Annotated in this window: 11 protein-coding genes; 3 read left to right on the top strand and 8 right to left on the bottom strand. The window is 61.3% G+C overall.

The window, feature by feature from the left end:
• Positions 1 to 148: 148 nt before the first annotated feature.
• The gene (locus tag Q0753_RS13535; protein WP_298722072.1) at positions 149 to 1,075 is read right to left on the bottom strand and encodes an FAD-binding protein; all 927 of its coding nucleotides are present in this window, start codon (positions 1,073 to 1,075) and stop codon (positions 149 to 151) included.
• Complete coding sequence (locus Q0753_RS13540) at positions 1,075 to 1,824, bottom strand: electron transfer flavoprotein subunit beta/FixA family protein (protein ID WP_298722075.1); 750 nt, start codon at positions 1,822 to 1,824, stop codon at positions 1,075 to 1,077. Before Q0753_RS13540 ends, Q0753_RS13535 begins: the two co-directional genes overlap by 1 nt.
• Positions 1,825 to 1,957: 133 nt before the next feature.
• Here Q0753_RS13540 and Q0753_RS13545 point away from each other — a divergent pair, with 133 nt between their 5' ends.
• A complete protein-coding gene (locus Q0753_RS13545; RefSeq protein ID WP_298722229.1) occupies positions 1,958 to 3,604 on the top strand; it encodes an electron transfer flavoprotein-ubiquinone oxidoreductase in 1,647 nt (548 codons plus the stop codon).
• A 458-nt stretch (positions 3,605 to 4,062) separates the two neighbouring features.
• On the opposite strand, the gene Q0753_RS13550 is transcribed toward Q0753_RS13545, so the two are convergent.
• The 6 genes from Q0753_RS13550 to Q0753_RS13575 all read right to left on the bottom strand — a co-directional run bounded on the left by Q0753_RS13550 (position 4,063) and on the right by Q0753_RS13575 (position 11,372).
• A complete protein-coding gene (locus Q0753_RS13550; RefSeq protein ID WP_298722078.1) occupies positions 4,063 to 4,824 on the bottom strand; it encodes an SDR family oxidoreductase in 762 nt (253 codons plus the stop codon).
• A 2-nt stretch (positions 4,825 to 4,826) separates the two neighbouring features.
• On the bottom strand, positions 4,827 to 5,729 hold the full coding sequence (mmsB, locus tag Q0753_RS13555) for a 3-hydroxyisobutyrate dehydrogenase (protein WP_298722232.1): 903 nt from the start codon (positions 5,727 to 5,729) through the stop codon (positions 4,827 to 4,829).
• A 14-nt stretch (positions 5,730 to 5,743) separates the two neighbouring features.
• On the bottom strand, positions 5,744 to 6,871 hold the full coding sequence (locus Q0753_RS13560) for an enoyl-CoA hydratase/isomerase family protein (protein WP_298722081.1): 1,128 nt from the start codon (positions 6,869 to 6,871) through the stop codon (positions 5,744 to 5,746).
• A 242-nt stretch (positions 6,872 to 7,113) separates the two neighbouring features.
• Positions 7,114 to 8,268, bottom strand: coding sequence for an acyl-CoA dehydrogenase family protein (locus Q0753_RS13565; protein WP_298722084.1), 1,155 nt, complete (start codon positions 8,266 to 8,268; stop codon positions 7,114 to 7,116).
• Positions 8,269 to 8,661: 393 nt separating this feature from the next.
• Positions 8,662 to 10,155, bottom strand: a complete 1,494-nt coding sequence (locus tag Q0753_RS13570; protein ID WP_298722087.1) for a CoA-acylating methylmalonate-semialdehyde dehydrogenase — start codon at positions 10,153 to 10,155, stop codon at positions 8,662 to 8,664.
• 35 nt (positions 10,156 to 10,190) lie between these two features.
• Positions 10,191 to 11,372 carry an acetyl-CoA C-acyltransferase gene (locus tag Q0753_RS13575; RefSeq protein WP_298722090.1) on the bottom strand — a complete coding sequence of 394 codons (1,182 nt, stop codon included), beginning with the start codon at positions 11,370 to 11,372 and terminating at the stop codon, positions 10,191 to 10,193.
• Between the two features lie 347 nt (positions 11,373 to 11,719).
• Between Q0753_RS13575 and Q0753_RS13580 the strand changes: the two genes are divergently transcribed.
• Both Q0753_RS13580 and Q0753_RS13585 read left to right on the top strand, forming a co-directional pair.
• On the top strand, positions 11,720 to 12,883 hold the full coding sequence (locus Q0753_RS13580) for an isovaleryl-CoA dehydrogenase (protein WP_298722094.1): 1,164 nt from the start codon (positions 11,720 to 11,722) through the stop codon (positions 12,881 to 12,883).
• A gap of 183 nt (positions 12,884 to 13,066) precedes the next feature.
• Positions 13,067 to 14,671 carry a carboxyl transferase domain-containing protein gene (locus Q0753_RS13585; RefSeq protein ID WP_298722097.1) on the top strand — a complete coding sequence of 535 codons (1,605 nt, stop codon included), beginning with the start codon at positions 13,067 to 13,069 and terminating at the stop codon, positions 14,669 to 14,671.
• Positions 14,672 to 14,679: the final 8 nt, after the last annotated feature.

A 14,679-nucleotide genomic window follows, 5' to 3' on the forward strand; every position in this document is an offset into this window, starting at 1 on the left:
CCAGGGTCGAACGGCCTCCCCAGTAACTGTGAAATACTCTATCAACTCATCTAACTTAAACATACAAGGGTCGAATTTATTCGACCAAAATCGGTCGATTGAAATCGACCCTACGGAAGACCATTGTCTGTCTTGCTCACCTCACTCCTCACAACAACTTATTCAGCTCGGGTAATACTTCGAACAAATCGGCGACCAGGCCGTAGTCGGCCACCTCGAAGATGGGCGCCTCGCCGTCCTTGTTGATGGCGACGATGATTTTGGAGTCTTTCATCCCGGCCAGATGTTGTATGGCGCCGGACAGGCCCACGGCAATGTAAAGCTCGGGCGCCACTATCTTGCCGGTTTGCCCTACCTGCATGTCGTTGGCGGCAAAGCCTGCATCCACCGCCGCCCGGGTGGATCCCACGGCCCCGTTCAGCTTGTCGGCCAGTCGTTCCAGCAGGGCAAAATTCTCTTTCGAGCCCATTCCCCGACCGCCGGAGATCACCACCCGCGCCGCCGTCAGTTCGGGCCGTTCGCTGGACGCCAGCTCCTCGCCGATAAAGCGGCTACCTTCAGGGCCGGCAACCGGCGCCAGCACCTCAATTTCCGCCTGTTCATCGCCGGAAGCCATGGCGTCAAAAGCGGTGGTGCGCACGGTCAGCACCTTGACTGGATCCAGCGACTGCACAGTGGCGATGGCATTGCCCGCATAGATGGGCCGCCGAAAAATGTCATCGGCCTCGATGGCAATCACATCCGACACCATGCCCACATCCAGCAACGCCGCCACCCGGGGCAACAGATTCTTGCCCTGAGTGGTGGCCGCCGCCACCAGATGACTGTAACTATCGGCCTGCGACACCACCAGGGCGGCGCAGGGCTCGGCCAACTGATGTTCATAACGGGCATCATCTGCCAGCCATACCTTGCCAACGCCAAGCCCGCGAGCGGCCTCGGCCACCGCCTGGCAACCATGCCCCATCACCAGCAGATCAACCTCGCCCCCCAGTCGGGCGGCGGCAGTCAGGGCATGCAAACTGGCCGGCTTGAGTTCAAGGTTGTCGTGTTCCGCTATCACCAGAGTCGCCATCAGATCACCTTTGCGTCATTTTTCAGTTTATCCACCAGCTCGGCCACATCCGCCACCCTGATGCCCGCCTTGCGCACCGGGGGCGCCGTTACCTTCAGCAGTTGGCTGTGTGCCCGACCTTCCACACCCAGCTCTTCGAAGCCGAGTGTCTCCAGCGATTTCTGTTTCGCCTTCATTATATTGGGCAAGGAGGCATAGCGCGGTTCATTCAGCCGCAGATCCGTGGTGACCACTGCCGGCAGCGTCAGCGCCAGAGTCTGCAGGCCGCCATCCACCTCGCGGGTGACCTGCAGTTCGTCGCCCTGTCGCTCGATGCGGGAAGCGAAGGTTCCCTGCGGCCAGCCGGTGAGCGCGGCCAGCATCTGCCCGACCTGATTGTTGTCGGTGTCGATGGACTGCTTGCCAAGCAGTACCAGGCCGGGCTGTTCTCGCTCGACCAGTTTTGCCAGCAACTTGGCCACCGTGAGCGGTTCAACCACGCCCTCGGCAAGCACCAGCAGCGCCCGGTCGGCGCCCAGCGCCAGGGCCATGCGCAGTTGCTCCTGTGCCGCCTGCGGCCCGATGGATACGGCGACAATTTCCGATACCCAACCCGCCTCCTTCATGCGTACCGCTTCTTCCAGCGCAATCTCGCAGAAGGGGTTGGCCGCCATCTTCACATTGTTCAGATCCACGTTACTTTCATCATTCAGTACTCTGACCCTGACGTGGTAATCGATAACCCGCTTGATTGAAACCAGCACCTTCATCCTTGCCTCCGCAGGTGTTCGGACGTGACTTAATACTATGCCATCCCCCCGAATCCTGCCGATTTAGCCGTTTGTTAAATACCACAACCAATACAATACTTTAGCCATTAGCCCGAAAGGATGGAGCCGGATGATGCAACGGGAATCGATGGAGTTTGACGTGGTGATAGTGGGAGCCGGTCCTGCCGGCCTGGCCGCCGCCTGCCGACTGATGCAGCAGGCCGCCGCTGCCGGCCTGACGCTCAGTGTCTGCGTGGTGGAAAAAGGCGCCGAGGTAGGCGCGCATATTCTGTCCGGTGCCCTGCTCGAGCCTCGCGCCCTGGACGAGCTGTTTCCCGACTGGCGCCAGCGGGGAGCCCCGGTCACCACCGCCGTCAGTGAAGAACGGCTTTATATGCTGACCAGCGAACAGGGCGGTATCGAGCTGCCCCCTGCACTGGTACCGACACCGCTGCACAATAACGGCAACTACATCATCAGCCTGGGTAATCTGTGCCGCTGGCTGGCGGCACAGGCCGAACAGCTGGGGGTGGCCATTTTTCCCGGCTTTGCCGCCCGGTCACCGCTCTACGACGATCAGGGTGCCGTGTGCGGTATTCTCACCGGCGACATGGGGCTGGCGGCCGATGGTAGCCCCAAGCCCGGTCACGTACCGGGCATGGAATTGCGTGCCCGATACACCCTGTTCGCCGAGGGCTGTCGGGGCCATATCGGCAAGGAGCTGATCGCCCGCTTCGGGCTCGATCAAGGTCGGGATCCTCAGCATTATGCGCTGGGCATCAAGGAATTATGGCGGGCGGCGTCGCATCGTCATCAGCCGGGGCTGATATTGCACGGCACCGGCTGGCCACTGGCAGAAGCGCAAGGCGGTTTTTTTCTGTATCACGGCGATGAGGATCTGCTCACCGTGGGCCTGATTGTGGATCTCGACTACAGCAATCCTTATCTCGATCCTTTCGAAGAATTTCAGCGGCTGAAACAGCATCCCTTGCTGGCACACCATCTCTTTGAAGGCAAGCGACTGGCGTTTGGTGCCCGTACTCTTGCCAAGGGCGGTTTGAACTCGCTGCCGCAGATGACCATGCCCGGCGCCCTGTTACTGGGCTGCAACGCCGGCACTCTGAACGGCGCCAAGCTCAAGGGCATTCATACCGCCATGAAGTCGGGCATGCTGGCCGCCGATACCCTGGTACAGTCTTTGGCCGGGGGAGATACCGGCGCACGCAGACTCACCGACTTCGATGCGACCTTCAAGGACAGCTGGCTGCACCGGGAACTGTATCAGAGCAGAAATTTCACTCCCGCACTGCACAAGTTCGGTCCCTGGCTGGGAGGCGCCTTCAATTACCTGAATCACAACTGGCTGGGAGGCAGGCTGCCATTGACCCTGCACGACCGCACACCCGATCACGCCACCCTGTTTCCCGCCGCCGAGTGCCGTAAAATCCATTACCCCCGGCCAGACGGCCAGTTGTCGTTCAACCGGTTATCATCGGTGTACCTGGCCAATACCGGCCACATTGAGGATCAGCCCTGTCATCTGCAACTCGGGGATCCCGAGTTGCCAATACGCGACAACCTGCCCCGCTTCGATGAACCGGCCCAGCGTTATTGCCCCGCCGGTGTTTACGAAATTATTGATACGGACGGTTCACCCCGCTTTCAGATCAATGCTGCCAACTGTGTGCACTGCAAGGCCTGCGACATCAAGGATCCGGCGCAGAATATTCGCTGGACACCGCCGGAAGGCGGCAGCGGGCCCAACTACCCCAATATGTGAACACTAGGGTCTGTTGACCTTTCGAGATGATTTTTGCAGCCGTTTGTGGGGTCTTGATACAAGGCAGCGCTTATGCCGTGTAGTCACTCTACATAAATAAGCGATAACGCAGTAGCAAGCCCCCACAAGCGCTGCCCTGCGGGTTCGGCTAAACGCGTTTTTCTCTTTGTTGAGAGGGCATTGCTTAGAATGACTAGGCTACATCCCTCTCGCCGCGATAAAAACGCGTTTAACTCGAACAAAACTTAACCGCGAAAGGTCAACAGACCCTAAACATAAAAAAATCCCCGAAAGCAGTGATTCAAATGACCGAGGAGAATCAATGCATTCAGGGATATGGCAGTGCTTGTTATTATTTTTTATCGTTAGCTCTGTAGTAACGCCGGGCACGTCCGTTCTTGTGTGCGTTGCAAAAACTCTACGCTTCAGCCCTTCGTTAAACAAGCCAGACTTTAGTCCTACAGCCGCAGGCCGCCGTCCATTTCCAGCATGCGACCATGAAAATAATCGTTGTCGATGAGGTACTGCAGGCTGTGCACCAGCTCGTCGACCTCGGCCAACCGGCCCAGAGGAATGTGTTGGGTAATGCGGGCCATCGCCTCCGGTTTCATCTGCGCCGTCATGGTGGTGTCGATCACACCGGGAGCGATGCCCGCCACCCGAATACCATAACGGCTGAGTTCACCGGCCCAGCACACCACCAGCGCCGCCACCCCGGCCTTGGTGGCCGCATAATTGCTCTGACCCCGGTTACCGGCCCGGGCCACCGACGAGATATTAACGATAAGCCCGCCTTCGTCCCGTCCGGCCATGACTGCCGCCGCTTCCCGCCCGCAGAGAAAGGTGCCGGTCAGATTGACATCCATCACCTGCTGCCACTGCTCCAGGCTCATCTTGCCGGTGAGTTTGCCATCCTCCAGCTTGACCAGCAGGGCATCACGCATCAGGCCCGCGTTATTGACCAGCACCTGCAGCCCACCCAGCTCTCGCACCAGATGGCCAAAGGTTTCCGTTACCTGGGTTTCGTCGGTAATATCACACAGATAAACGCCTACCCGGGCGCCGGTGGCCGCCACCATTTCGCCGCTTTTGGCCAGCGCCGACTCGTCGTTGTCGATCAGCGCCAACGTCGCCCCCTGCCGGGCCAGATGATACGCCATCGCCTGCCCCAGCCCACGGCCCCCGCCGGTAATCGCCACCACCTTGCCTTTGATATCCATGATTATTTACCTCCCTCTGTCGGCCGAAACAGTCGGAACAGGCTGGAAAAGTCCAGCTCCTCATGGCCTGCCACCTGATGCAGGTTGAACAACGCCCTGGCCGCCGATCCCATGGGTACCGGCGAGCCGCTGTCTCGACTCAGATCCATGGCCAGATTCAGATCCTTGCACATCAGTTTGACCAAAAAACCGCCCTGATAACCGCGGGATGCGGGCACCTTGTCCATCACGCCCGGCACCGGATTATAAAGCTGCAGCACCCAGTTATTGCCCGAGCTCAGCTTGATGATCTCCGACAGCACGCCGGGATCCAGGCCGTTGTTGATGCCCATGTTCAGCGCCTCGCAGGTGCCTGCCATCTGCACCGCCAGCAGCATGTTGTTGCAGGCCTTGGCAATCTGGCCCGCGCCGTGCTCCCCCGCATGCAGCACCTGCTTGCCCATCTGCTGCAATACAAGCTTTGCTTTAGCAAACTGCGCTTCGCTGCCGCCAACGATAAAGGTAAGGGTACCGGCCTCGGCGCCGGCCACGCCGCCCGACACCGGAGCGTCAACAAACTCCAGCCCATGGGTCAGGGCCTGAGCCGCCGTGGCCCTGGCGGTGGCCGCGTCTATGGTAGAGCAGTCGATCACCAGGGTGCCCGCGGGCAGATGATCGAACAAGGGGGTCGGACCACTCACGTAGAGTGAGTCCACCTGGGTACCGCTTTGCAGCATGGAGATCACCACTTGTGCCTGCTGCACCGCCTCAACGGCAGAAGTGGCCGGCACGGCTCCCTTCTCGGCGGCACCTTGCACCGCGGCCTGCTGCAGATCGAACGCCTGCACTCTGTGCCCGGCCTTGAGCAGGTTCGCCACCATGGGACTACCCATGTTGCCCAGACCGATAAATGCGATGGTTGCCATCATGCTTACCTCCGTTACAGACTCGCCAGTGGGCTCACCGGCCAGGGTGACGCGAACAAATGCGCCAGCAAGACCTCATCCACCTCGTCGAGACGGCTGAAGGTCCAGTCGGGCCGGTTGTCCTTGTCAATCAGCCGGGCTCGCACCCCCTCGGCAAATTCCCGAAACCGGCACAGTTGCACCGACAGCGCCAGCTCGGACCGAAACACCTCGGCCAGCGAACGATGACGACAACGCTGCAACTGCTCGGCAATGATACGAATGGCCAACGGGCTGCCCGCCGCCAGACTCTGCCGGGCGTGTTGATACCAGGCATCTTCCATTTCGGCACCACGTATCGCCGCCACCTTTTCCGCCAGGCTGTCTTTATCCAGCAAGGAACGGATCTGTTGTTGATGGCGCCGCAACGGCGATACCAATTCGGCAAAAACCTCGTGCGATTCGACTTCCAGCTGGCGCAACACCCGGTTCACCGCCGCCTGGGGTTGATGCCAGTTTTGCACCGCAAGCAGGGCCGGCAGCAACTCGGCACTCTTGTCGGCGGCGATGGTCCTGTTGCCCAGCCCCAGCCAGTGCGCATCCTTCCCATTGATGGCGCACCCGGTCAGCGCCATAAACTCGCCCATTCCCGGCGGCAAATGATTGAGAAACCAGCTACCGCCCACATCCGGATACAGGGCTATGGTCACCTCCGGCATCGCCAATCGGCTGGTCTCGGTCACGATGCGATGCGAACTGGCAGTGAACAGCCCCATGCCACCGCCCATGACGATGCCGCCCCCCCAGCACAGCACCGGCTTGCCGAAGGTATGCAGCAGATAATCGAGCCGGTATTCCTGCTCGAAGAAGCGCGCCGCCAATTCGGGAACCGGCGTCAGCCCCCGCGCGTCGGCAGGCCCGGCTTCTCGGATGGCGTGATACAGACTCACCACATCGCCGCCGGCGCAGAAGGCCTTGTCACCGGCCCCATCCAGCAGCACCACCACCAGCTGCGGGTCCTGCTGCCAGGCCCTCAGAGTCGACAGCATTCGCTCGATCATCTTCAGCGTCAGGGCATTGAGACTGCGTTCGGCATTCAGCCGGATGTGACCGATACGGTTACCATCTTCAGTCGGGTATTCCTCGATGATCAAGCCGCTCATGCATTCTCCTTGGCTTATAAAGTCTCCATTAAAGGTCCGGTCATATGTGCAGGGCGATGGAAACAAAATTTACTGCGAGCTGATCACACAGGCGATGCAGGTACATCAGGGAGAATAAAGGGAACCACAGAGCCGACCGTGACATGCCATGGATGGCATGTCCGAGCCTACAAGGATGTACTCGTGGCGTGTCGGCGTTGTGGTCCCTTTATTCTCTTTTCTCCGGCCTGCATCCGACGTCATCACAACTCCCCGCTTCCTTCCGCCAGCACCCGCCGGGCAATCAGCAGCTTCATGATTTCGTTGGTGCCTTCAAGAATACGATGCACCCGGGTATCACGCAGATAACGCTCCAGCGGATACTCCCGAATATAACCGTAGCCGCCATACAGCTGCAGCGCCTGATCGCACACCCGAAACCCCACATCGGTGGCAAAGCGCTTGGCCATGGCGCAATAGGTGGTGGCATCCGCATGCCCCCCGTCCAGCCTGCAGGCGGCCAGCCGCACCAGCTGACGAGCCGCCACCAGCTCGGTCGCCATGTCGGCGATGGTAAATTGCAGCGCCTGAAACTCGGCCAGCTTGCGGCCAAACTGGCTGCGCTCCTGCAAATACTGCCGCGCCTGATTCAGCGCCTGCTGGGCCGTACCCAGCGAGCAGCTGGCAATGTTGATACGCCCGCCATCCAGCCCCTTCATGGCGATTTTGAAGCCTTCGCCTTCCCGCCCCAGCAGCTGCCCGGCCGGAACTTTTACCCCCTCGAAGGTGACGGTGCGGGTCGGCTGACTGTTCCAGCCCATCTTGTCTTCGGGCCGACCGTAGCTGATGCCGGGACTGTCGGCGTCCAGTGCAAAGGCGGAGATCCCCCCGGCGCCCTCACCGCCGGTGCGGGCCATCACCACCAGTACCTGGGTGCTGCCGGCGCCGGAAATAAACATCTTGCTGCCGTTGAGCTCATAATGATCGTCGACCCGCCGGGCAACCGTTTTCAGGGCGGCCGCATCGGAGCCGGCGTTGGCTTCGGTCAGGCAGTAGGAGCCAAGCAAACGGCCGTCGTTCAGTCCCTCACCCCAGCGATCCCGGCAGCCCTGTGCTCCGAAGCTGGCTATCATCCAGGTGACCATGTTGTGAATGGTGAGAAAAGCGGTGGTAGAGGTGCAGCCCATGGACAGGCGCTCGAAGATAAGACTGGCATCGAGCCGGCTCAGCCCGAGGCCACCGGCCGACTCGGGGGTGTAGAGGCCGCAAAAGCCGAGCCCGCCCGCCTTTTGCAGTACCTCGACCGGAAAGTGATGATCCCGATCCCAGTCGGCGGCGTGAGGCTCCAGTTCATTACGGGCAAAGTCATCGGCCAGCTCGACGAAGGCACGCTGTTCGTCACTCAGTTCAAAGTCCATACACACTCCCTAAGCAAGCGGTAAGCCGTAAGCTGTAAGCGAAAAACAACCCACAGTAACCCCACCCCAGCCCTCCCCTTGCGTTGCACCCCGCTGTCATTCTGTGGCTCACGAGTTCAGGGGAGGGAGCTAACAGCCCCTCCCCCTTGGCAGCGGGACTACAGACATCACAGTGGGGTTTCGCCAGGGGGAGGCTGGGTGGGGGTGTTATTTCTGGCCTTGGCATCGGAACGGCAGAACATGCAACTATCCTGCAGAAGCCCCTCCCCAGCCTCCCCCTGGCGTTGCACATTGGCACTACTCTGTTGAAACAGAGGTCAAGGGGAGGGAGCAAAACCGACCCAGAGGTCTCATTTGGGACCCTTACGGCTGATCGCTTAAGGCTTACGGCTGTCATTTCAGGTGAATCGACATGTTGGGTCCGGCGACGACGTCATCATCAAACCAGCGGGCGGTGACGGTTTTGGTCTCGGTATAAAAACGCACCGCCTGCTTGCCGTAGGCATGCAGGTCGCCGTAGAAAGAGTTGCGCCAGCCGGTGAAGGAGAAAAACGGCAAGGGTACCGGTATCGGCACATTGATGCCCACCTGCCCTACCTGAATTTCGTGCTGATATTTGCGCGCCGCCGCCCCCGAGGCGGTAAAGATCGAGGTGCCGTTGCCGTAGGGATTGGCGTTCACCAGCGCGATGGCCTCCTCCAGGTTGTCTACCGTTATCACCAATAATACCGGGCCGAAAATTTCTTCCTTGTAGATGCTCATCTCGGTGGTCACGCCGCTGAACAGGGTGGGCCCCAGCCAGTTGCCGTCCGGGTAACCGCTCACCTCGGCATGACTGCCGTCGAGCAGGCAGTTGGCGCCCTCGCGCTTGCCCTCGGCAATCAGCCGCAGCACCCGCTCCCTGGCCGATGTGCTGATCAGCGGGCCGTAACCGGCCTTGGGGTCATTCCAGATACCGGGGCGCACTTTTGCCATCGCCGCCTGCAACTCGGGAATCCAGCTGGCGGCTTCGCCCACCAGCACCGCCACCGAAATCGCCATGCAACGCTGGCCGGCAGCACCGACCGAGGCGCCAACCAGATTGTTGATCGCCTGCTGCCGATTGGCGTCGGGCAACACTACCATGTGGTTTTTAGCGCCGGCAAAGGCCTGCACCCGCTTCAGATGATCGGTGCCGGTACGGTAAATATGCTGGCCCACCGCCACCGAGCCGACGAAGGAAATCGCGCGCACCTTTGGGTGTACCAGCAGCCGGTCGACCACTTCCTTACCACCATGCACCACTTGCAGCAGACCGTCGGGGGCGCCCGCTTCCATAAACAGCTCCGCCAGTCGCATCGGCACCAATGGATCCTGCTCCGAAGGCTTGAGCACGAAGGTGTTGCCGCAGGCGATGGCCAGCGGAAACATCCACAGCGGTATCATCGCCGGAAAGTTGAACGGCGTGATGCCCACGCACACCCCCAGCGGCTGGGTCAGGCTGTAGCAGTCGACGCCACTGGCCACGTTTTCCAGCGCTTCGCCCATGCTGAGGGCCGCGATATTGGCCGCCTGCTCCACCACCTCGATGCCGCGCCAGACATCGCCTTTGGCATCTTCGAAGGTCTTGCCGGTATCACGACTGAGCAAGCGCGCCACATCGTCGTGATGCTCTTTCAGCAGCGCCTGATACCGCAGCATTAACCGGGCCCGCTCCGGCACCGGTGTTTCCTTCCAGGTCACAAACGCTTCGCTGGCCGCCTGTATCGCCGCTGCCACTTCCGCCTCGGTGGCACAGGGCAGGCGGGCGATCACTTTCTGGGTGGCCGGGTTGTTGACCTCCAGCCACTGATCGGTGCGGCTGGCCACCATGCTGCCGCCAATCAGCAGCGGAATCTGATACGCCATGGCTATTCCTCCCTTCAGGTTCAATCAACACCGGGTTACATCAGCTCCAGTGCCATTGCCGTGGCTTCACCACCACCGATACACAACGCCGCCACCCCTCGCTTCAGCCCGCGTCGGCGCAGGGCATGCAGCAGGGTCACCACAATACGGGCACCGCTGGCACCAATGGGGTGACCCAGGGCGCAGGCGCCACCATTGACGTTGACCTTGCCCGCATCGAGCCCGAGTTCGTTTATCGCCAGCAGAGTCACTACCGCAAAGGCTTCGTTGATTTCAAACAAGTCCACCTCGTCGACCTGCCAGCCGACCTTGTCCAGCAGCTTTTGAATGGCACCGATGGGCGCCAGAGTGAACTCGGCAGGCAGCTGAGCATGGGTGGCATGGCCCAGTATTCGGGCCAGGGGAACAATACCCTGCGCCCGGGCCTGCTCGGCGGTGGTGACCACCAGCGCGGCAGCACCGTCGGAAATGGAGCTGGAATTGGCGGCCGTGACGGTGCCGTCTTTGGCAAAGGCAGGCTTGAGCCGGCGAATCTTTTCCGGCCTGGCCTTGCCCGGTTGCTCATCGGTAGCCACCGCCACCCTGTCATGCTTATGCTCGACCAGTACGGCGGTAATCTCATCGGTAAATGCCCCTTCGGCCATGGCGCGGCGGGCTCGACTCAGGGACTCGAGTGCAAAGTCATCCATCGCCTCACGGCTTACGCCGCACTTGTCTGCCGTTTGCTGGGCAAAGCTGCCCATCAGCCTCCCTTCGTAGGCGTCTTCCAGGCCGTCGAAAAACATGTGATCGAGCAGTTGAGTATGCCCCATGCGCAAGCCCGCCCGCGCCTTAGGCAACAGGTAGGGCGCCAGGCTCATGCTTTCCATGCCGCCGGCCACCATCAGCTCGGCACTGCCGGCCCTGAGCTGATCGTGCGCCAGCATCAGCGCCTTCATGCCGGAACCACACATCTTGTTGACCGTGGTGCAACCCGTGCCCACCGGCAACCCCGCCGCCAGCGCCGCTTGCCGGGCCGGCGCCTGCCCCAGGCCCGCCGCCAGCACGCAGCCCATCACCACTTCGTCAATTTGCTCCGGCGTGACTCCGGCCCGTTGCAGGGCGGCGGCAATGGCGGTCCCACCCAATTGTGGCGCCGGTACCGTGCCCAGCTCCCCCATCAGAGCCCCCATTGGCGTGCGGGCCGCCCCCACTATCACTATTTCGCTGTTGCTCATGCTGGCTCCACCCATCCGTGAAACAAAGCAGAAAGTGTCTATTTATTCTGCTGAATAAGGACAAAGGGCCAGCTCCGCCGACTCGCTGTGAATACCTCCATGTACGCTCACACATGCCTTCCCTGGCATGTGACGGTCTGCGGAGCCGATCCCTTTGTCCTCTCGCAAATAGCGGCGTCATCTGTATGGAACTCCACCCCCCCACTCCTGCGCACCATCTCAAATACTTATTCAAGCTTAGCCGCCGCCAATCGCCCTGTGGCAACTATAGTTAATTCGGCAACACCGGCAGCAAACGAACCCATATTTGGCACCGCAGTCCCTGCCCCCATCAAGAGGAGGACGCCATGACTCTCAACTCCCCCCTGAATATTGGGTTGGACGACACCCTGACCCTGCTGCGCGAGCAGGTCGCGGCCTTCGCCAAACACGAAGTCGCCCCGCTGGCCGATGCCATCGATCGGGAGAATCGTTTCCCTGCCGAGCTGTGGCCCAAACTCGGTGACATGGGATTGTTCGGCATCACGGTGGACGAGGCCTGGGGCGGCGTGAACATGGGTTATCTGGCCCATGTGCTGGCGATGGAAGAAATAAGTCGGGCCTCGGCGGCGGTAGGGCTGTCTTACGGCGCCCATTCCAATCTGTGCGTCAATCAGATCCATCGCCATGGCAGCGAAGCCCAGAAACAACGCTACCTGCCACCCTTGCTCAGCGGCGAGCATATCGGCGCCCTGGCCATGTCCGAGCCCAATGCGGGATCCGACGTGGTGTCGATGAGCCTGCAGGCCCGGGCCGACGGCGATCACTTCGTGCTGAACGGCACCAAGATGTGGATCACCAACGGGCCCGAAGCCCAGGTGCTGGTGGTGTACGCCAAGACAGAGCCGCAGGCCACAAGCCGCGGTATCAGTGCCTTCATCGTGGAGCGCGACACGCCCGGTTTCAGCCACGCCCAGAAGCTCGACAAACTCGGCATGCGCGGCTCCAGCACCTGCGAACTGGTGTTTCAGGACTGCCGGGTGCCGGCGGCCAATCTGCTCGGTCCGCTGAACGGCGGAGTGGATGTGCTGATGAGCGGCCTCGATTACGAACGGCTGGTGCTGGCCGGCGGGCCGCTCGGCATCATGCAGGCGGCCATGGATCTGGTGCTGCCCTACGTGCGCGAACGCAAACAATTCGGCCGGGCCATCGGCGACTTTCAGCTGGTGCAGGGAAAGCTGGCGGACATGTACACTCAAATGAACGCCGCCCGCTGCTATACCTACATGACCGCCATGGCGGCGGACCGGGGCGAGCTGAATCGCAAGGATGCCGCCGGCGTGATTCTGCTGGCTTCAGAAACCGCCACTCAAATGGCACTGGACGCCATTCAGCTGCTGGGCGGCAACGGCTATATCAACGAGTTTCCCGCCGGCCGACTGCTGCGGGATGCCAAGCTGTACGAAATCGGCGCCGGCACCTCGGAGATCCGCCGCATGCTGATCGGCCGCGAGCTGGTACAGAATCGGTGATTGTTTATGTCTGGAACAGACAGTTTCAAGCTTACAGAGCGGATGAAGGGATCTGCTCAGCCGACCATCACGTGACAGGGATGTCATGTGTTGAGCGTTACAGGGATGTACTTGAAGCGTGTCGGCGGAGCAAACCCTTTACCCGTTCATTAACGGAGCACACACGCAACGCGGGAGTCGGTCATGACCATACTGCCCAATAACGTTAACTCGGAATCGGACCGGTTCCAGCGTAATCATGAGGCCATGGCCGCCGAAGTGACGGCACTGCGGGAGCAGGTGGCGACCATCGAGCTGGGCGGCGGCGAGACCAACCGACAACGACACACAGGCAGAGGCAAGCTGCTGCCTCGGGAGCGAGTCCGCCTGTTGCTGGACCCCGGGGCGCCCTTTCTGGAACTATCGCAACTGGCGGCCCATGAGGTTTACGACGACGCCGTGCCGGCGGCCGGGCTTATCGCCGGTATCGGCCGGGTCAGCGGCGTCGAGTGCATGATAGTGGCCAACGACGCCACGGTAAAAGGCGGCACCTATTACCCGCTCACGGTCAAGAAGCACCTGCGCGCCCAAGAGATTGCCGCCCGCTGCCGCCTGCCCTGTATTTACCTGGTCGACTCGGGCGGTGCCCACCTGCCCAGCCAGGCCGAGGTATTCCCGGACCGGGAGCATTTCGGCCGCATCTTCTTCAATCAGGCGCGTATGTCTGCCGCCAATATTCCCCAGCTGGCGGTGGTGATGGGACTTTGTACCGCCGGTGGCGCCTATGTGCCGGCCATGGCCGACGAGTCAGTCATAGTACGCAACCAGGGCACCATCTTTCTCGGCGGGCCGCCGCTGGTGCGTGCCGCCACCGGCGAGGTGGTCAGCGCCGAGGAGCTGGGCGGGGCCGAAGTGCATACTCGGCAGTCGGGGGTGGCGGATCACGTCGCCGAAGACGACGCTCACGCCCTCTGTCTGACTCGCCGCCTGGTGGCCAATCTCAATCGTTCACCACTGCCCGCCCCGACTCATGCCCCCCTGCCGCCCCGTTACCCGGTAGCAGAGCTCTACGGCATCGTCGGTACCGACTTGCGCAAGGCGTTCGAGGTGCGCGACGTCATTGCCCGGCTGATGGACGACTCGGCCTTCGACGAATTCAAACGCGACTACGGCACCAGCCTGGTCACCGGCTTCGCCCGTCTGCACGGCTACCCGGTCGGCATTATCGCCAACAACGGCATTCTGTTCAGCGAATCGGCCCAGAAAGGCGCCCACTTCATCGAGCTGTGCTGTCAGCGCCGCATCCCCCTGCTGTTTCTGCAGAACATCACCGGCTTCATGGTGGGTAAAAAATATGAAGCCGAAGGCATCGCCAAGCACGGTGCCAAGCTGGTGATGGCGGTGGCCTGCGCCAATGTGCCCAAAATCACCCTGATCATCGGGGGCAGCTTCGGCGCCGGCAACTACGGCATGTGCGGCCGGGCCTATGAACCGGACTTTTTATGGATGTGGCCCAACGCCCGCATTTCGGTAATGGGCGGCGAACAGGCCGCCGGTGTGCTGGCCAGGGTGCGGCGCGAAGCAAAGGAAAAAGCCGGTGACGCCTGGAGCGAACAGGACGAAGTCGAATTCAGGGCGCCCATCGTCGCGCGCTACGAGCGGGAAGGCCACCCCTGGTATGCCAGCGCCCGACTGTGGGACGACGGCGTGATCGATCCCGAAGACAGCCGCACCGTGCTGGCCATGAGTCTGGCACTGGCGCTGAACCGGCCCATGGACGAGCCCCGCTTCGGGGTATTTCGCATGTAGGAGGCAAG

The organism is uncultured Oceanisphaera sp. (assembly GCF_947495715.1).
Classification (GTDB): Bacteria; Pseudomonadota; Gammaproteobacteria; order Enterobacterales; family Aeromonadaceae; genus Oceanimonas; species Oceanimonas sediminis.